Origin of the sequence: Adlercreutzia rubneri (assembly GCF_009755265.1) — a bacterium.
GTDB classification, from domain to species: Bacteria; Actinomycetota; Coriobacteriia; order Coriobacteriales; family Eggerthellaceae; genus Adlercreutzia; species Adlercreutzia rubneri.
Window position 1 is genome coordinate 1 of sequence record NZ_WPOO01000014.1, and the last position, 19279, is coordinate 19279.

Annotated in this window: 13 protein-coding genes and 1 pseudogene; 8 read left to right on the forward strand and 6 right to left on the reverse strand. The window is 60.4% G+C overall.

Annotated elements, in window-relative coordinates:
• From GO707_RS08350 to GO707_RS12765, 4 genes and pseudogenes are all read left to right on the forward strand, one after another.
• Window positions 1–516 (forward strand): annotated as a pseudogene (locus GO707_RS08350) (N-acetylmuramoyl-L-alanine amidase family protein); the annotation flags it as partial.
• Window positions 517–547: 31 nt separating this feature from the next.
• Window positions 548–1270 (forward strand): glycosyltransferase family 2 protein, encoded by a 723-nt coding sequence (locus tag GO707_RS08355; protein ID WP_232325738.1) that lies wholly within the window; start codon window positions 548–550, stop codon window positions 1268–1270.
• Window positions 1271–1636, forward strand: a complete 366-nt coding sequence (locus tag GO707_RS08360) for a DUF2304 domain-containing protein (protein WP_157012780.1) — start codon at window positions 1271–1273, stop codon at window positions 1634–1636.
• A 135-nt stretch (window positions 1637–1771) separates the two neighbouring features.
• Complete coding sequence (locus GO707_RS12765) at window positions 1772–4885, forward strand: hypothetical protein (protein WP_302403752.1); 3114 nt, start codon at window positions 1772–1774, stop codon at window positions 4883–4885.
• Between the two features lie 88 nt (window positions 4886–4973).
• Here the strand turns inward: GO707_RS12765 and GO707_RS08370 are convergent, their stop codons facing one another.
• Entirely contained in the window at window positions 4974–6326 is a 1353-nt protein-coding gene (locus tag GO707_RS08370) for a L,D-transpeptidase family protein (RefSeq protein ID WP_157012781.1), read from the reverse strand.
• A gap of 191 nt (window positions 6327–6517) precedes the next feature.
• On the opposite strand from GO707_RS08370, the gene GO707_RS08375 reads away from it, so the two are divergent.
• Both GO707_RS08375 and GO707_RS12615 read left to right on the forward strand, forming a co-directional pair.
• The gene (locus tag GO707_RS08375; protein WP_157012782.1) at window positions 6518–8614 is read left to right on the forward strand and encodes a GH25 family lysozyme; all 2097 of its coding nucleotides are present in this window, start codon (window positions 6518–6520) and stop codon (window positions 8612–8614) included.
• A 165-nt stretch (window positions 8615–8779) separates the two neighbouring features.
• Window positions 8780–10483 carry a GH25 family lysozyme gene (locus tag GO707_RS12615; protein WP_198161056.1) on the forward strand — a complete coding sequence of 568 codons (1704 nt, stop codon included), beginning with the start codon at window positions 8780–8782 and terminating at the stop codon, window positions 10481–10483.
• Window positions 10484–10589: 106 nt separating this feature from the next.
• Here GO707_RS12615 and GO707_RS08385 read toward each other — a convergent pair whose 3' ends face one another.
• From GO707_RS08385 to GO707_RS08395, 3 genes are all read right to left on the reverse strand, one after another.
• Window positions 10590–11534 (reverse strand): DMT family transporter, encoded by a 945-nt coding sequence (locus GO707_RS08385; RefSeq protein ID WP_157012784.1) that lies wholly within the window; start codon window positions 11532–11534, stop codon window positions 10590–10592.
• 6 nt (window positions 11535–11540) lie between these two features.
• Window positions 11541–13364 (reverse strand): NTP transferase domain-containing protein, encoded by a 1824-nt coding sequence (locus GO707_RS08390; protein ID WP_335878773.1) that lies wholly within the window; start codon window positions 13362–13364, stop codon window positions 11541–11543.
• Between the two features lie 363 nt (window positions 13365–13727).
• Window positions 13728–14789, reverse strand: coding sequence for an acyltransferase (locus GO707_RS08395; RefSeq protein WP_157012786.1), 1062 nt, complete (start codon window positions 14787–14789; stop codon window positions 13728–13730).
• Between the two features lie 116 nt (window positions 14790–14905).
• Between GO707_RS08395 and GO707_RS08400 the strand changes: the two genes are divergently transcribed.
• Together GO707_RS08400 and GO707_RS08405 are read left to right on the forward strand one after the other, a co-directional pair.
• The gene (locus GO707_RS08400) at window positions 14906–15598 is read left to right on the forward strand and encodes a flavin reductase (RefSeq protein WP_157012787.1); all 693 of its coding nucleotides are present in this window, start codon (window positions 14906–14908) and stop codon (window positions 15596–15598) included.
• A gap of 245 nt (window positions 15599–15843) precedes the next feature.
• A complete protein-coding gene (locus GO707_RS08405) occupies window positions 15844–17013 on the forward strand; it encodes an LCP family protein (RefSeq protein ID WP_157012788.1) in 1170 nt (389 codons plus the stop codon).
• A 198-nt stretch (window positions 17014–17211) separates the two neighbouring features.
• On the opposite strand, the gene GO707_RS08410 is transcribed toward GO707_RS08405, so the two are convergent.
• Window positions 17212–17580, reverse strand: a complete 369-nt coding sequence (locus GO707_RS08410) for an Hpt domain-containing protein (protein ID WP_157012789.1) — start codon at window positions 17578–17580, stop codon at window positions 17212–17214.
• A gap of 372 nt (window positions 17581–17952) precedes the next feature.
• On the reverse strand, window positions 17953–19098 hold the full coding sequence (tgt, locus tag GO707_RS08415) for a tRNA guanosine(34) transglycosylase Tgt (RefSeq protein WP_157012790.1): 1146 nt from the start codon (window positions 19096–19098) through the stop codon (window positions 17953–17955).
• Between the last annotated feature and the right edge of the window lie 181 nt (window positions 19099–19279).

Sequence of the window (19279 nt, forward strand, 5' to 3'; positions counted from 1 at the left end):
TACCTTGACGGCTCCGGCGCCATGCGGACCGGCTGGCAGAAGATCGGCGGCAAATGGTACTACCTCAAGGGCTCCGGCGCCATGGCCGAGGGCTGGGCCAGGGTCTCGGGCGCGTGGTACTACCTGCAGCCCGGCAGCGGCGCCATGGCCACGGGCTGGGCGAAGGCGGACGGCGCCTGGTACTACCTTGACGGCTCCGGCGCCATGCGGACCGGCTGGCAGAAGATCGGCGGCAAATGGTACTACCTCAAGGGCTCCGGCGCCATGGCCGAGGGCTGGGCCAGGGTCTCGGGCGCGTGGTACTACCTGCGGCCCGGCAGCGGCGCCATGGCCACGGGCTGGGCGAAGGCGGACGGCGCCTGGTACTACCTTGACGGCTCCGGCGCCATGCGGACCGGCTGGCTCAAAGATAAAGGCAAGTGGTATTATCTTACTGGATCGGGCGCTATGGCGACTGGCGAGAGAGTTATCGGCGGTGTATCCTATTCCTTCGATGACTCGGGTGCTTTGCGCTAACGAAGGTGTTGTTGAGTTATACTGAATGCCATTGGAAGTCAACGATCCCATGGGAGAAGAATTGAAGGTATTGGCCATCGTCCCCGCCTTTAACGAGGAAGAGAACATCGTATCGACTGTCGAGGATCTTTTGAGCAATGCGCCGGGGGTCGATCATGTGGTCATCAACGATGGCTCCTCCGACCGAACGGAAGCGATTTGCCTCGAGCACGGCTTCAACGTTATTACGCTGCCCGTGAATCTCGGACTAGCGGGCGGTTTTCAGACAGGCATGAAGTACGCCTTCGCTCACGGTTACGATTATGCTGTCCAATTCGATGCCGATGGCCAGCACTCGGCGGCCTATGTTTGGCCCATGGTGAATCAAGCTGAAGCAGACGGGTCGGACATAGTGATCGGCTCGCGATTCTGCGCCCAGAAGAAACCTATTTCGGCGCGTATGATCGGGTCGGCGCTCATTACGGCTATGATTCGCCTCACCACTGGTCAGAAAGTGCAGGATCCTACTTCCGGAATGCGCTTGTTCGACCGCGATATGATTCGCCGATTCGCGTTGAACTACGATTATAGCCCCGAGCCGGATACCATTGCGCTTTGCATCCGCAATGGTGCAAAGGTTTCGGAAATGCAGGTGGAGATGCGCGACCGTACGGCAGGGGAAAGCTACCTGAACTTTACAAAGTCCGTAGCCTATATGCTTCGAGTCTGTATATCCATCATGTTCGTACAGTGGTTCCGGAAGAAGGGGAACTAGATGTATTGGATTGTTCTTATCGCCGGAGCCATTTTGGCGCTCATCTATGTTGTTGTGAAGATTCGGCATAACCAATTAGCGACATCAGATGCAGTGTTTTGGTTTTTGTTGGCGCTGGTGCTTATTGTTATGGCCCTGTTCCCCCAACTCGTCTATCTCTTCTCAAATGCATTGGGCTTCGAATCACCCGCCAACTTTGTTTTTCTCTGCATGCTCGCCATTGTTATCTTCCGCCAGCTCACTGTTTCGGTGGAAAATGCGAGGCTTCGCAACAAGATCGTTCAGTTGACGCAGACGATAGCTCTTTCGCGCACTTGCGATAGCATAGAGGAAAGTATTGCTCGGCAGGAAGAGTTTTCTGATTAGGGCGAGACTGCGATCATTGGGGCTCTGATCACGCTCGGAAGCTCGCTCTGGAAAGCTTTCGCGAAATTCGGTACACTTGTCACGACTTATCGACATGATGACGACTGGGCTGTCGGGATGGTTGGAGGTTCTGCCGTGCGTGCCGAAATTGAGAACGTCGCGCGTTGCGTGGTAATGATTGTATTATCCATAGTTCTGGTGGCGGGGCTGGTGCCTCTGGTGCCGGGCTACGCTCCTGTGGCTCAAGCGGCCGAGGAGGAAGAGGCGATTTCTTCCCAGGTTGAGGGGGCCGAACTGCTTGCGGCTGGCGTTAATGTTGATGAGGAACAGGCCTCTGAGCTTTACGATACCAACATTGAGGATGCCAATTGCCATCAGCTCGTGCTCGTTGTTCGCTTCGCGGGCGATACGACAGGGGATGGGGATACTGGGCTTAACGCTGTGTCTACGGGTAGCTCGATCACGAACTGGCAGAGCGTCTACACCTCGTTGAACGGCAAGCCGCTGTCGCGCTATGCTTCCCCGTCGCTCTACAGCTATCTCAAGGAGGTATCTGCTGGGCGCTGTCGTATCCAGAGCATCGTACCGCAGATGAGCGATGATGGCAGAACGGTGACTTACCTCACGTTGCCCGGATCCCGCGATTCCTATGTGGCCCATAGCTCTGTGGTTGAAGCTGCCGTGAACGCGTTCAACGCTTGCTATCCCGAGACGGATCTCAGCGGATTGGCTGACAACGGCGAAGGGTATATAAGCAACGTGCTCGTAATTCCCGAGACGGGTGATGTCGTCCCCGAGGTGGGGACGACGCTGTGGCCGCGTCAGGACGACTACCCCGGCGAGCTGTGGGTGGGTGCCAAAGGCAAGGCCGCTCGGGTAGGCTCCTATACGATTGTCGACACCACGCACGTTCTGCATACGGGAACAATCGTCCATGAGGCTATCCACGCATTCGGTGCGAAGGACTTGTATCGGGCGGCAACCGTGCAATTGTCCAATCATGCTGTCGGCATGTGGGACATCATGGCCATGAACAGCGGATCGCGTTTGATGCGGCCGTTGTTTATCACTCTGCAGGATTGTGGATGGGCGGAAATTGAAGAGGTTGAGCCCGGGACGCACACTTTGAATGCGCCTTCTGCGTCGGGGCGCTCGGCAGTGAAGTTCAAATCGCCCTATTCTGATTCCGAGTACTTCGTTGCGGAGTTTCGTTCTGCCAATACGGATATAGGGAATCTCTCAGCTCTCGACACGGCGTACGATGGATTTACGTACACAATTGGCGGGACGGGCTTAGTCGTCTACCGCGTGAATCCCGCAGCTAAGGATGCTGGCAATAAAGGGGACAAAGACTACGTTTATCTTTTTCGACCGAACGAGACGGTGACCGGTGGTGTGCGGGGGGATGGTGAGGGCGATTTGAAGCACGCCCAGCTGTCGGCTGCGGGCACAAGATCTCTCGGCTCGCTTGATTTGGCGGACAGCCTTGGCGAGGGCGCCATCACCTTGTCCAACGGTGCAAATTCCGGTCTTATGGTGCGCGTGGTCAGCAATGATGACGCATCGCTGACGTTCGAGCTGTCCGTAGCGAAAGACGAGGGAGGGTGGAAAGTACCAGAGATTGCGGGAGTTGCTTTGCCGGCATCCGGCTATTACGACACGAAGCTTGTGTCTGAGAATGGAAAAGTGTACCAGCTTTGCTCGGCGTTCCGAAAAGCCCCTCGAGTTTTCTGCCTCGAAGGATCCACCCGCTCCGATTTGGGCGCACCGAGCGATTGTTCTGAAAGCTTCTATGCTGTCGATTTAGCCGTTTGCGACGGGGTTGTGTACCTGTGCGGTTCGGACGGCGTCCGTACGGTGGTTTGGAGGCGCGTGGGATCGAGTTGGTCGGTGGTAGACGAGGTTACAGTACCTGCGACAACGCCCGTCTTGGGGGTGGCTGCGCGTAGCGTCTATCTGTATGTCGATAATTTTGGCAGCGGAGGGTCGCTGTATCGCGTTGGGGCTGGTGAATTGTCGAAAGTCGGATCCGCATTGGCTATCGATCGGGTGTACAATCCGCGAATTATCGATCGAGCGGGTTCTCCTGCGGTAGTTTTTGGCAGCGGATCGAAAACGAAGATGGCATGGCCGGCGGCGGAAGCATGGAAAGAGAGCGTGCTTCATTCGGGAACTTCGTCGTCGATCTCGACGACTGAGAGCAATGGCGTCACTTATATAGCGAGTTCCGATGGCGAACATGTAAGCATCTCGTCAATTACGGCAGATGGCTTTGTTACGGCTGAGGTGACTGAAGCTTTCCCGAAGCCTTACAGTGTTGCTGTTGCCGCTAGAAACAACATGCTATATCTAGCTGTGATAGAGTCGGGAACGCAATTGGTTCGTGTCTACAAGGCATCCGCGTCGAACCTCACGCAATGGGAGCATCTTGGGGGCATTGTCGTCACTTCTGCCACGGCGGTTGGCCTGACAGTGCGCGATGCGAGCCTTTTCTGCGCCACAGTGGACACGCTTGACTCGCCTGTTGGACTAAGAAGTTTTGTGCTGCCGTCTGAAACGGGTGGCAAGCCCGATATTCCCTCTGGTAGTGGCGGAGCTGGAACGACAGTGCCCGGCGATGGCGGGTCGGGTAGTTCGGGCTCTTCCGGTACGGGGGGCTCGTCAGCGGGATCTGGTTCCGGCGGTGCAGGCGGCTCTTCTGCCGGATCCGGTTCAGGCGGAACGGGAAATGGATCGTCGACCGGAGGCGCGACAGGGGGTAGCAGCGGAGCTGGTGGCTCTAGCTCTGGCTCATCTTCGGCATCCTCGAAGCCTGCAGCGGCAAAGCCTTCGGGGGTTTGGAAGAAGTCTGGGGGGCGGTGGTGGTACCGGCACCACAACGGCTCTTATACGCGCAACGGGTGGGAGCTTATAGACGGCTCCTGGTATCACTTCGATCGTTCTGGCTGGATGCAGACTGGCTGGCTGAAAGTTGGCAGATCCTGGTACTATCTCTCCGCTTCAGGCGCTATGAAGACCGGTTGGCTCAAACAGGGGCGCACCTGGTACTACCTCAAGAGCTCTGGGGCTATGGCTGTGGGATGGTACAAGGTGGGAGGCGACTGGTACTGGTCGAGCGCTTCCGGAGCCATGGGCGCCAACCGCTGGATCGGCAACTATTACCTGAAGGGCTCAGGGGCTATGGCGACCAACCAGTGGATCGGCCGTTACCATGTAAACGCTAGCGGCAAATGGGACAAGACGCGCTAGCGTCCCCTGAGACGTCGTCCGCCTAAGAAATGAGCGTAAAAATGGGCCGCTTTGAAAGCGGCCCATTTTGCTTCAGGAGGGCGTTTGCTTACCAAACGTAGACTTTGCTGCCGCGGGGAACATTGTTGTAGATCCATTTGGCGTTGGAAAGCTGCAGGCGCACGCAGCCGTGGGAGGCGGGGCGACCCATAGTGCCGTCGGTCACGTACTTAGGGGAGGAGGTTTGGGAGTACAGCACGGAATGGAACAGGTAGTTGCCGCTGAATTGGGTGAAGTAGAAGCAGCGTGCAGAGCCGGAATCGAAGTAGTAGCCCTTGCTCCCTACGGTGAATCGGCCCTTCTTCGTAGGAGTGGAAGATTTGCCCGGAGCGCAGTCCATCATGCGCTGCAGATTCCAGTTGCCTTTCGAGCCATAGAATACGCCGACCTTGCAGCGTTTGGTGTCGACCAGGATGAGCCATTTTGTCGCGCTGCTTTCTGGTTGGGCCCATTTCGTGAAGAGCTCGTCTATCTTGTCAAGTCCCTGCCAAACGCCACTTTTGCTGAACAAGTTTGTCTTTCCGTTGATAGTGCGGCTGCCGGTGACCATGGCGCCCGACCCGTCAAGGTAGTACCAGGTTCCGTTCAGGTCGAGCCAGCCGGTCTTCATGGCGCCAGAGCCGGGCATGAGGTAGTACCAGGTTCCAGATGCTTTTGCCCAGCCTTCGGCCATGGCGCCTGAGTTCTTGAGGAGGTACCATTTGCCACCGACTTTCTGCCAGCCGGTCAGCATGGCGCCCGAACCACTCATGCGGTACCAGTGCGACCCGTCGTGCACCCATCCTGTGGCCATGGCGCCGCTTTCAGGTTTAAGATAGTACCAGGTTCCTTTGATCTTCTTCCACCCCTCGGCCATAGCGCCGGAGCTGTTCAGGTAATACCAAGTCTTCCCGAGTTTCATCCAGCCGCCTGACCGCATGGCCCCAGAGCCGTTCAGGTAGTACCATTTTCCGTCCACCTGCGCCCAGCCTTTGGCCATACGACCGTTGTCGTCGGGGTTGAGCCAGTACCACTGGCCGCCCGTTTTCAGCCAGCCGGTTTTAGGGGTGCCGTCGCTTTTGCCCCAGTACCATGCGTTGCCGAGCTTGTTCCATCCTGTCTTAAGGGCGGGGAGAGCGGGCTTGGGCGGCTCGGGGGTGGGCTCAGGTTCAGGTTCCGGCTCGGGCTCCGGAGACGGTGTGGGATCGGGAATCTGGGGTGTGTCGGTAGAGGGGCTGTCCCCCGAGGTATCGTTGTCTGCGCTGTTCTCCGCGCCTGTATTCGCGCTGGCGGTCTGTGGTGCAGTTTCGTCTGCCCAGGCGTATTGTGCAGCTGCAAGAGCGGATGCGGGTATTCCGCCGAAAGCGAGCAGCGCTGCGAGACCGAAGGCGCTGGCAGGCTTTAAGAAGTGGATCGAACTCATGTGACTCTCCTTCTGAAAAATACCTGATGGATCAGATATAAATGTTCCTTGTCGTATCGTCAATACCTTGCTGCTTGCGTAACGCTGATGGTACCATAAACGGCCAATAGCTCCGAGGGGCATGGAATTGATTATGAGAGGTTGGGCGGCGGGGCGCCCCGTTAGCTTGGATTTATTTCAGGAGGTAAAGTATGACTTTTTTCGCAAAAGCGAGGAGCGCATCGTCCTTCGCGATTGCAGCGCTTTTGGCGCTTGGCATGGTGCCCGCCGCGGCTTTTGCGGCCGATGGGGCTGCCGCGACGACCCAGGATGCAGCTGCAAGCGATGATGCGGCTGCCGTGCTGGCGGAATCCGACGATGCAGCCTCCAGCTGGCGTTTCGACGATGGCGAGCCCATTGCCTTTCCAGGGGAGGAGCTTGTTGCCGGCGAAGATGCGGAAGATGTCCCGGGAGACGATGGTCTTGGGGGCGAAAACCCGGGTATTTCGCTTTATGCTAATACGGTCGTTCCCGGTACGGGCATTACGATACCGAGCTACGTTCGTAGGCCCGTCGGCGCTACGCGCATCGGCATCGATGTGAGCGAGCACAACGGAAGAATCGACTGGCAGGCCGTAAAGCGGGCGGGTGTTGAGTTTGCGATCATTCGCTGCGGCTACGGCCAAGATCACGAGAGCCAGCATGATGATCGCTGGCTCGATAATGTTCGGGGAGCTACCGCCGCGGGCATTCCCTACGGCGTCTACCTGTACTCCTATGCTGACACGGTAGCGAAGGCGAAGGGGGAAGCGGGCCATATTATTCGCTTGCTGCGGGAGAGCAACTGCAAGCCCGAGTTCCCCATTTACTACGATTTGGAGGAGAGCTCGCTCGAATCTTCGAAGAAGGTGCCGTTGCTGGCGGAAATGGCCTTCACGTTCTGCTCGGAAGTGAGTCGCGCTGGTTACACGCCTGCTGTGTACGCCAATACGAACTGGTTCAACAATTATCTGACTGATCCCGTGTTCGACGCATGGGGGCGTTGGGTGGCCCAATACAACAGCGTCTGCACCTATAAGGGCACCTACCAGATGTGGCAATGCACGTCCGACGGCTATCTAGCCGGCCTCTCCGGAAACAACGGGCGAGTCGATCTCAATTACGAGTTGAACAACAGCTCGGGACATCTAGCGAGCAAGACCGGGCTGCAGATGATAAACGGAGACATGTATTATCTGGACGGCGCGGGCAACAAGAAGACTGGATGGCAGACGGTTGGGCGCAATACCTATTATTTCGGCAGCGACGGTATCATGTTCCGCGGCGAGCAGACCATCGATGGGAGAAAGCTGTCGTTCAATCAGGCGGGTACGCTCGAGGGGTATTGGGCGAAAACGGGGGACGCCTGGTACCTGCGCGACCAGAATGGCAGGAACAAGATCGGATGGCAGCACGTCAAGGGCTCTTGGTACTATCTCGATCCCGAATCCGCACGCATGAAAACCGGATGGCTGCAGCAGGGAGGCAATTGGTACTACCTGAACGGCTCCGGTGCCATGGCCACCGGATGGGTAAAAGTGGGCGGCAAGGACTACTACCTGCGTCCCTCTTCGGGCATTATGGTGACGGGCAAACAGACAATCGGTGGAAAAGTGTATACCTTCGACAGCTCGGGCGCGCTGGTCGTGAACACCACCCCTCGATGGGTGAAGAGCGGCGGTGCCTGGTACCTGCGCAGCCCTGAAGGTAAAAATCTTACTGGTTGGCAAAAAGTTTCCGGTACCTGGTATTACCTTAACGGATCCGGCGTCATGCAGACCGGCTGGCTCAAGTTGGGGAAGACCTGGTACTACCTCAAGGGCTCCGGCGCCATGGCGGAAGGATGGGCGAAGGTTCGCGGTTCTTGGTATTACCTGAACCCCGGCTCCGGCGCTATGGCCAAGGGATGGAAAAGCGTAGGAGGAACGTGGTACTACCTTAATGGGTCGGGCGCCATGAAAACAGGGTGGCTCAAGCTGGAGAAGACCTGGTACTACCTCAAGGGCTCCGGCGCCATGGCGGAGGGTTGGCAGAAGGTCTCCGGAGCTTGGTATTACCTCAATCCCGGTTCGGGTTCCATGAAGACGGGATGGCTCAAACTAGGGAAGACCTGGTATTACCTCAGCGGATCTGGCGCTATGAGGACCGGATGGCAGAAGATCGGCGGAACATGGTACTACTTCAGAGGCTCTGGGGCCATGGTGGCCGACGAGGCGATAACGATTGGGGGAAAGACTTATCGCTTCAGCGCGAGTGGTGCCTGGATATAGGAGAACGGGTCTTTTTGCCATCCCGTCAATATCGGGTCTTTAACGCATGACTTTCTGATGCTACTATTGTGCTTCAAAAGAAGGCTTCAAACGAACCAGAACCGTACGCATGGCCCTCTTCTGCGCATCTGCGCCGGCTATGCCTCTTTCCAGGAGGTGCTCTTTATGTCGAAATCGCATCGTTCAAAGTCAGTTGCAGCCGTATTGGCGGCGGTCTTGGCGTTGGGGATGGTGCCCTCTGCGGCGTTCGGTGTTCCTGCGGGCGCGGCTGCCGATGATGTTCCCGATAGCTGGCGCTATGACAAAGGCGAGTGGATTTTCGCGGAGCCAGAGCCACAGGGCGATGTCATGGTTTTGTCATATCAGGAAGGCTGGAACTGGCCGAAGATAGAGGGCGGCTATCAAAGCAACGACGGCAATGTGGTCAATGCTGTTAAGCGTGGCATGGACGTCAGCTATTGGCAAGGCCTTATCAACTGGGAACGAGCGAAGGCTGATGGCATCGATTTCGCGATCTTGCGTTGCGGCTACGTCAAAACCTTAGGGCGCCCTCAGGTTGATCAGCAATGGAAGAGAAACGCCCAGGAGTGCGAACGTCTCGGCATTCCCTACGGTGTCTATATCTACTCGTATGCCAAAACCGTTGAAGCCGCCAAGGCCGAGGCTGATCACGTCATCAACACGCTGAAGGGCTTCAGTCCGACCTATCCGGTTTATTTTGATCTGGAGGAGAAGAGCCTTGAAAGCACGAGCAATCGAATGCTGCTTGCCAACATGGCGAGTGCCTTCTGCGACAAGATCGCGGCAGCCGGCCATACTCCCGGAATCTACGCGAACACGAACTGGTGGAACAACTATTTGACTGACCCTGTTTTCGATCAGTGGGAGCGTTGGGTGGCTCAGTACAATAGTAAGTGCTCATATACGCGTGGGAGTTATCGTTTGTGGCAGTGCTCTGCGTCGGGGAAGGTCGATGGTATTGTCGGCAACGTTGATCTCGATCTTGAGTTCGACGGGGCCTTTGCAAGCAACCCCGTGAGAAAGACGTGGGTTAAGGTTGGCTCGAACTGGTATCTGCGCGATTCGGGTGGAAACAATCTGATTGGCTGGCAGGTGGTGAATGGGCAGCGCTACTACCTCGCTGCCAGTGGTGTTATGCAGACGGGTTGGGTGAGCTACGAGGGGTCTTGGTACTACCTGAGTGGCTCGGGCGCCATGAAAACCGGCTGGGCCCGAAGCGGAGGAAAATGGTACTACCTCGATCCGTCGTCGGGGAGGATGCTCACGGGCTGGCAGACGGTTGATGGCAAGCGATACTATCTTACGCCCGGCAACGGCGCGATGGTCACGGGCACGCAGACCATCGGCGGCGTGACGTACCGCTTCGACGATTCGGGCGCGCTTATCGAAGGGGGAGCGGGCAATGCGAATACGGGCGCGAGCGCTTCGGGCGTATCGGGCTGGGTGAGCTCGGGCGGCCATTGGTATCTCAAGGACTCGTCTGGCCGCAACCTTACGGGATGGCAAAAGGTGAGGGGAACTTGGTACTACATGGACGCCTCCGGCGTCATGCTCACCGGTTGGCAGAAGGTGGGCGGCACGTGGTACTACCTCAAGGGCTCGGGTGCGATGGCGACGGGTTGGCAGAAACTTGGCGGCACGTGGTACTACCTCAAGAGTTCCGGCGCCATGGCCAAGGGTTGGTATAAAGTGGGGGGCAAATGGTACTACTCCAACTCGTCAGGGGCCATGCAGGCCAACCGGTGGATCGGCAACTACTACGTAACGGGCTCCGGCGCCATGGCCACCAGCGCCTGGATCGGCCGCTACCACGTGAACGCCTCCGGTCTGTGGGATAAAACGCGCTGATAGCGCTTAACAACGGAATTGTTCAACGAAGAAGCGCCCCTCGTATTCGAGGGGCGCTTGCATTGCGGGGGAATGCTCGAGCAAGTGGACAGGACGTCCGTGCTTTCTACGCCTCCGCCTTCTTGGTGCCGAACAGCTCGCCCCAGTCGCAGGCGGCCAGAATCGTGCCGCAGAGGATGGCGATGCAGCAGACGATCTCCACCGGGCCGGGCACGGTGCCCAGAAGGATGAGCCCGAACAGCACCGCCCAGGCGGAGTACGAGATGTTCAGCGCCATGCCGCGGGCGGCGCCGATGACCGAGATGCCCTTGTAGTAGAACAGGTACGAGCACGTGCCGGCGAGCGCCGCCAGGGCCACTACCGCTGTGCCCGGATTCGGGATGGCGTTCCACGTGAAGGCCCAGGCGCCGAAGATGGGCAACACTACGATGAGGTACACGAGGGCCGACGTGGTTTCGCGGATCTGCAGGGCGGTCTCGTTGTCCACGGCGTCGTCGCGCATGCCCCAGGCGCACAGCACCGCCTCGCTGCCCCAGCCGAACACAGCGGCGAGAGCTCCCAGAAGTCCGATGATCGGGTCGCCCGTCACCGTGGTGTCGGCCGACAGGTAGCCCATGGCGATGATGCCCGCCAGCGCCACGATGAGGGCCACCACGCGGCCCGGGGTGATCTTCTCCTTCAAAAGAAGCACGGCCATAAGGGTGCCGAAGGCCGGATAGAACGACGAGATGATGGCCGTGTAGCCGGCGCCGATGTTGTTGATGGCGATGACGTAGCCGGTCATGCCGATGGGGCCGCCCAAAAGCGCGCCCAGGATGACCACCTTGCCGCTGCGCGTCTTCAGCGCCGCCAGCGTGTCCTTCAGGCGGCCGCGCACGCCCATGTACAAAAGCAGCCACAGCGCGCAGCACACGTCGTGCAGCGCCGAGCTGACGATGGCGCCGAGCGCCAAGGCCTCGGCCGTGCCGATGAACGGCACCATGGTGAGGGCGATGCCCAGAATCACCGTGTCCAAGCCCCAGAGGCACCCGCTGAAAAGTCCGTACTTCATGATGAGCTATCCTTCCGTGTAGAAACTCTCGTCGTACCAACGCAGTACTTTGGCCAGATACTTCTTCGCGTAGTTGTAGTAGATGTAGAGCCACTCGCCCACGAAGTCGCCCTCCGCCTCCTTCACGAGGCTCCAAACGTACCAGCACCACCCGGCCAGGGCCACGTAGGCGAAGTTGTGGCGCACCTCCTCGAAGGTGGGCTTGCGGTCGAAGTAGTGCTCCAGCGCCCGCAGCGCTTCCTCGTCGGAGCATTCGCAGCACACGACATAGGTGCCGAAGTCGTTGGCGTAGTCGCCCATGCCGGCGTACTCCCAGTCGATGAGGTAGAGGTGGTCGTCGCCGTCGATGAGGAAGTTCAAATAGAAGAAGTCGTTGTGGGTCAGGCACACGGGCGCCCCATCGGCTTCGGCATACTCCTTCACGCGGCGGGCCATGGCGGCCATCTCATGGTAGCCGGGCACATCGATGGGCCCCTTCTCGCGCAGCAGCGCCTCGTAGTGACAGCCTTCCTCATAGAAATCGAAGCGGTTGTCGACGCTGGCGCCTGACTCGTGGATGAGGCGCGCCATCTTCATCGCTCGAGCCACCTCTGCATCGCTGCGCGGATCGAGGTTGCGGGCGTTGGAAACGAACCGCGAGATCTTCCAACCGCGGGGATCCTCGTGGACGAAGGTGTCGTCGAGTCCCAGCTCGTGGGCGATTTTCTGCGCCGCGCTCTCGCTTGTGCGGTCGATCATGGCCTCGGTGCCGATGCCGGGGTGGCGGTAGACGTACTCGCCGTCGGCGGTGGCGAAGTGACAGGAGAGGTTCGTGAGCCCCTGCTTCAGTGGGTACACATCGTGGATGGCGCTTTTCTCGCAGCCGAGCACGGCCACGATGTTGTCGAAGACCTCGGAGTCGAGGTTCTCCAGGAACAGGGGATCGAACTGGCGAACCTCGTCCAGGCTGTCGAACTCGAAGATGGTGCCAGCGGGGTAGCGGCGGGCGACCATGTCGAGCTTCTTGATGTTGTCCAGGTAGATGTGCTCCCACAGCTTGTCCGCCGTGGCCGGGTTGTCGTAGACGGCGTCCAGTAGGGGGACGTAGGTTTCGGAGAAGGCGCGGTCGAAGTAGACCTGGCCGATCATGTACCATGCGTCCGCACCTCCGATGGTCACGCCGGTGATGCGGTCGTGAGCGCCGGTCTGGACGCACCACTCAGGTGTGGGGCCTTCGGCGTATTCCACGGCGTAGTAGGCCTTCCACACGTAGGGCTCGAAGGGGTTCTCCGTGAAGTAGTCGTCCGAGGAGCAGATATAGGTGTTGCCGAGGCGATCTTCCACGCGCTTGATGGAGGAACTGTTGTTGCGCGAGGCGTAGTCGGGATTCACAACGATGGAGACACCGAACTTGTCCTCGAGATAGAAGAAGTACTCCTTCTTGTAGCCGACGACCACGGTGATGTCGGTGATGCCCGCAGCCAGCAGCTGCTCGATCTGGCGTTCGATGAGCACTTCGCCGCGCACCTTCAGCAGGCCTTTGGGCTTCTCGTAGGAGATGGGAGCGAACCGGGACGAGAGGCCCGCGGCCAGGATGATCGCGTTCTCCACGCGATAGGGCTCGAGCGCTGCCGCGCCTGCTTCCGTGGGCTCCCCGTCCGCAATGAGACCGGCCGCGGAGAGCGATTTCGCTGCGCTGTTCACGCTGCCGAGCGAGAGTCCCGTGGCTTCCACGATCTTGCGTTGGGCGCAGCCCGGGTGCAGGACGATTTCCCGCAATACCAGAAATTCGTTCTTGCTGAGCGACAAGATGTGACCTCGATTCTTCGAATACGATGCTGGACGCATCATAGAGCAATTTTGGATCAAAGTGTTCAATATCTCTAAAGTAATCTGAAAATTGAACATTTTCGGGAACGAATGGACTGCAATGGTTGCTTTTCGAAGAAGAGGAGCTTTGACGACTGCAAAATACAAGACCATGTCGCATCGGACAAGCGCTTGCACTGGCTTTCGATTGGGGCGTTCCCAAAGAACTGTATCGCCAAGGCGCGACTTCTCTTTCGTGCTTGAGCTCACGCGAGAGCGCGCTGCTACCGATAATCGCCCAAGCGAAGACAGCTTGTGAGAACTGGGCCCAGTAAACCGGAGGCAGCCTATCGTCGTCGTTGCGGGCGCGAGGATTCTGGACAGCGCTCTCCTTTTCGGTGCGCTCTATCGGGAGCTTTTCAGATCCGCTAACCAGCGATTCCCCTTTTCCAGCGGTTGAGTTAACTTTTCCGAGACCCACCCCATCACGGGTCTTTCCAGAAGTCGAATTCTTGCGAGGTCAATGGTCGCGCCCATGGCGTATGCCGCGACACCCGACAGTACGCCCACGGCCAGGATCGCCGCCGGGCCCAGGGCGTACGCCCATGCCAGATGCGGCCACAGCCAGGCGCGCATGATGGGGTTGTCGTGGATGAGGTAGACGCCGAGTGCTCCTTTCGCAGCGGTGTTCACCCAGCGGATGGGCGGCATTTTCCACTCGGCAAACAGGCTGAAAAGGCCCAGCGACGCGGCGAAGGTCGGCACCATGTACTGCCAGATGAAGTAGTCGGGCAGCACGTAATCGAACCCGAAGGCGCGCTGCGCCCAGCCGATCGCGGCCATCGAAGCCCATACGAACAGCACGCCGGCCGCGAGGGCGCAGGCATTGCCGCGACGCGTCCATAGCGGGCGGTCGCGCAGCCAGCCGCCCATGAGGTACAGGTAGAAGAACCACACGAGATCGCTGCCGATGGGGTTGTAGGTGGTGATCGTCGGGATGGCGGATAGCACTACGAAGCCGATGACCATGAGATTTCTGCGTCCACTGTCGCTCAGATGCCGGTACAGAACGTTGAGGAACGGGCTCGCCACCATGAGCGCCAGATAGCACGTGATGAACCAGTATTCTCCCGAGGTGATGGGCGTCACGGCCTTGCGCAGGCGATCGGGCGTGACGAGGTCGGGCTGGGCGATGGCGAATATCGCAAGAATCGCGAACGAGTAGAACCACGTCTGCAGCACCACGCGCAGCAGTGACTGCACTTTCAGGCGACTGTGCACCATGAAGTACCCCGTTATGAGCACGAAGCAGTTCACGCCGATCTTTCCTCCGAAGCTCAGCATTTCTACGGCGGTGTCGGAGGCAAGTGGGCCACCTTCCGGCCACGTGCCGTGCACGCTGAAATGGAACATGGCGATGAGTACCATGCTCACGATGCGCAGAAGTTCGATGTTTGAGTTACGCATAGGTCTCCTTGGGCGGTTTTGCCGGCGAGACGAAGTATAATCGAGCGAGTCATCGTATCCAATGCCCGCGGGATGGCCTTCAGGTTCAGTCCTCGGGCTTGCAGAAAGGACGTTTCATGATTGATCGCAAGGCATTCCGCTCCCTGTCTTCGGGGCTCTACCTCATCACGGCCAAGGCGGGCGATGTGCGCTGCGGCTGCGTGGTAAATACGCTCGTGCAGGTGGCGAGCGAGCCGGCCACGCTGTCGGTGTCGCTGAACAAGGAGAACGCCACCACTGCCGCCATCCTGGAGTCGGGCCGCTTCGCCGCCACGGTGCTCGCCGAGGACACGCCCATGGAGCTCATCGGCACTTTCGGCTTCCACACTTCCGCCGACACTGACAAGTTCGCCGCCTGCGCGAGCGCCCTCGACGGCGCGGAGGTGCCCTACGTGACCGAGCACGGCCTGGCGCGCTTCTCCGTCTCCGTCACCGAGACCATCGACGTGGGCAGCCACTACCTGTTCGTGGGCGTCGTGGAAGAAGCCGAGGTGCTTTCCGCCGGCGACCCGCTCACCTATGCCTACTACCACGCCGTGAAGGGCGGCAAGACCCCGCCCAAGGCCGCCACCTACAACAACGGCGACGAGGCGGCGGTCCCCGGGGTCACCGAGACGGCTGCCGGCGCGCCCGAAGCCGGCAAGAAGATCGCCTGGCGCTGCACCATCTGCGGCTACATCGAAGAAGGCTACCCGGACGGCCTGCCCGAGGGCTACATGTGCCCCATCTGCGGCGCTCCCCGCGAGATGTTCGAGCGCGTGGAACTGTAGAAGGCGCCGCTCATCTTCCTTGCATGGATCTGCAACGGGCCTGCAAGCCCATCGTAGGGGCCGATCTCGGTCGGCCCTCCCGAGCGGGGAGTCTCGCTTGCGGTGAGGGGCGACCGAGGTCGCCCCCTACGGAGGTTTCCGGGGCCCGATGAGTTGATCTCCGCCTGCTGCGCTCGAGTCTTTCCCTGCGCGCTATAATTGTTTGTCAAAGTGTCAATGAGGCGAAGCGCGCGCAAGGAGACCCTATGGAAGAGGAGCTGGCATCGGGGGAGTTGGCAGAATCGGTGGAGGGGCCGAAGAATTTGAGCGACTCCGCCGAAGGCTACATCCCCGTTCAATGGACGCGGAAGAAGATCGCGCTGGCGGTGGCGGTCGGCGTTGTCGTGGCGGCGCTTTCTCTCGGCTGCGTGGCGGCGCTGTATCTGCATACCCTTGACTTGGCCCTTACCGGCGGCATGGACGCCGCCCAGCAGGACGACCTCGCCGAGGCGCTGCAGCCGCCGAAGCCCAAGGCCGCCGCGCCCGATGCGCCTGCCAAGGAAACCGACGAGCCGGCTTTCTCCGCCTACTACGTGGCCATTCTCGGCTGTGACGCGCGCCCCAACGAAACGATCGCCCGCTCGGACGTCACCATGCTCGCCCGCGTCGACACCGAGACGGGCACGGTGCACCTCGTCTCGGTGCCCCGCGACATGATGGTGGAGATCGAGGACCATGGCACCCAGAAGATCAACGCCGCCTTGGCCTTCGGCGGCCCGGCCGGTGCCGTGCGGGCGCTGTCGGCCTTCGCCGGCGTGCCCATCACCCATTACGTCGAGCTGCGCTTCGAACAGCTGGTGGAGCTGGTCGATCGCCTCGGCGGTGTCACCGTGGACGTGCCCGAGGGCTTTACCTCCGACACGAGCGGCATCACGCTGGCCGCCGGTACCCAGACGCTGAACGGGGAAGAGGCCCTCGCCTTCGCTCGCGAGCGCCACGCCGTTTCCTCGGGCGACTTCAGCCGTGCCGCCGCCCAGCGGGCCATCATCTCCGCCATCGCCGATGAAGTGCTCGCCTCGCCGCCGACGGAGATGCCCTCACTGGTGGGCTCGCTCGCCGCCTGCGTGACCACCGACTACACTGTGGCCGAGCTGGCCGACACGGCCCTCGCCCTGAAGGACGCCGGCGTCACGGTGTATTCGGCTGCCTGCCCCAGCTACTCCTTCGGCGGGGGCGGCATCAGCTACGTCGGTGTCATGTACGACGAGTGGCGCGCCATGATGCAGCGGGTCGATGCGGGGCTCGATCCCGCCGACGAGTCAGCGGAAATCCCCGAGCCCCAGGTCGGCGACGAGGATCTCGGCGCCGCCGCCAACGCCCGCTCCCCGCGCGACTATTCCGGCCGCGTCGATCAGGCCGGTTTTAAGGACAACTGAGAACGGGCTGCTTGCGTCCCATCCGTAGGGGCCGACCTTGGCCGGCCCTCCCGAGTGGGGGAGTCTCGCTTGCGGCGAGGGGCGGCCAAGGTCGCCCCCCCCTACGGAGGGTGCTACACTCGCTCCATGCTCCAAATTGAAAAACCCCGGCGACTTCCATCGCCGGGGTTTTAGCTCACAGGAGGTTGTGCCGAGCGCCTACAGCGTGTCGTCGCGCCAGTCTTCCAAGCCTTCGATGACGAGCGCGTGGGCGCGTTCCACTTCGGGGAGGTGCTTGGCGGCGGCCTCGTACTCGCCGGCGTACAGCGCGTCGGAGACGAGCGCCGCGCACTCGTAGAGATCCTTGAACGACAGATTGCCCGCCACGCCCTTCAGCGCATGGGCCTGGCTGTAGCCCTCCGAGTAGTCCTTGGCCTCCATGGCGGCCTGAAGCGCCACCAAATGCCCGTCGTCCAGGTACTTCAGGGCCAGGCGCTCGTACAGCTCGGCGTTGTCGCCGAAGCGGTCCATGGCGTCCACGTAGTCGATGCCGAAGGGGCGAAGCTTGTCTGCGAGCTGAGCGGTCATGATCGGTCCTTTCCCGTGCTATTCCAGCGCCCGCGGCCCTCTCTCCTCTTCTTTGGACGGCAGTCGCGTTAAGTAAAACTGCTGCTCAGTGTAGTCGCACGTCACGAAGCTGTCAGCGGAGCGGGTCACTCGTTTCCGTTTCGTAGCCAGTTGTAAGCAAGCTGTAATATGAATTTTGACAAACCGTCACCAAAGTGCGGACGATATGTGGTATTGACGCTCGTCAACAATGTTTTCCGACGTCAGGCTGCCGAAACGGAAACTGGTTCCAAGGGGAGCGCGGCATCAGTCCGGCGGTTGCCGCGCGGTGTGGCGTCGGCGACTCCGACGGCGGTTGACGGTGGTGGCGGAGCCGCCGGGCTTAACGGGCGCCTAGTAGTCCGCCGCCGCGTCGCTTTCCATCCACTGCTCGAAGAACTCCTCGTAGACGTCGGCGAGCACGGCTTCCCGCGCGCGGCGCATGAGATCCAGCAGGAAGTGCAGGTTGTGCACCGACAGCAGAATGGCGCCGAGCATCTCGTTCTGCTTCACCAAGTGCCGGATGTAGGCGCGCGTGTGGTTTTTGCAGGTGGGGCAGTCGCAGGCCGGATCGAGCGGCGTGAAGTCGCGGGCGTATTTGGCGTTGCGCATGTTCATGCGGCCGGCGCTGGAGAACGCGGTGCCCATGCGGGCCGTGCGGGTGGGCAGCACGCAGTCGAACATGTCGACGCCCTCGCGCACCGCGCGCACGAGCGTGGTGGGGTTGCCGACGCCCATGAGGTAGCGCGGCCGGTCGTCCGGGCAGGCGCGGGCCACCTCGCCCAAGGTCTCGAACATGACCTCGTGATCCTCGCCCACGGAGTAGCCGCCGATGCCGTAGCCGCCGAAGCGCCGGCCGCCCGCGGCCAGCGACTCGTCCTCGATCGCGCGCAGCCGTCGTACGCTTTCCAAGCGCAAATCCAGGTGCATGCCGCCCTGCACGATGCCGAAGAGCGTCTGATCGGGTCGTTTGTGGGCGGCCAGGCAGCGGCGCGCCCAAGCGCTGGAGTAGTCCACGGCCCGCGCCACGAACTCGCGGGTGGCGGGGTAGGGAGCGCACTGATCCAGCTGCATGGCGATGTCGGCGCCGATGAGCTCCTGGATGCGCATGTTCTCCTCGGGCGTCCAGTGGATCCTGCTGCCGTCGTAGATGGACTGGAACGTGACCCCGTCGTCGGAGAGCTTCACGGTGTCCGCGAGGCTGAATACCTGAAAGCCGCCGGAGTCGGTGAGCATGGGGCCGTCGTAGTTCATGAAGCGGTGGATGCCGCCGGCCTCGGCCACCAGGTCGGCACCGGGCCGCATGGCCAGGTGGTACGTGTTCGCGAGCACTACTTGGCTGCCCAGCTCGCGCAGCTGGCTCGTCGTGATGCCCTTCACCGTGGCGGAGGTGCCCACGGGCATGAACATCGGGGTGTGGAAATCGCCGTGGGCGGTGGTGTAGGTGAGCGCGCGGGCGTGCCCGCTGGTAGCGTCGCACGTGCAATCGAAGAGTGCCAAAGTCGCTCCTTCTGTTCAAACGTATCTATGGGCGTCCGGGTGCCGAGGGGGTGCTCGCAGACCTCTGATCGCCCCCCGGAGAACGCGATTGTTAAGAATCAGCTTCCACTTCAGCAGCAGCGATGCCGGGATGGTACCGACTGATGTGCGTCATCTTCGCTGATTCTGTTATCGCGTTCGG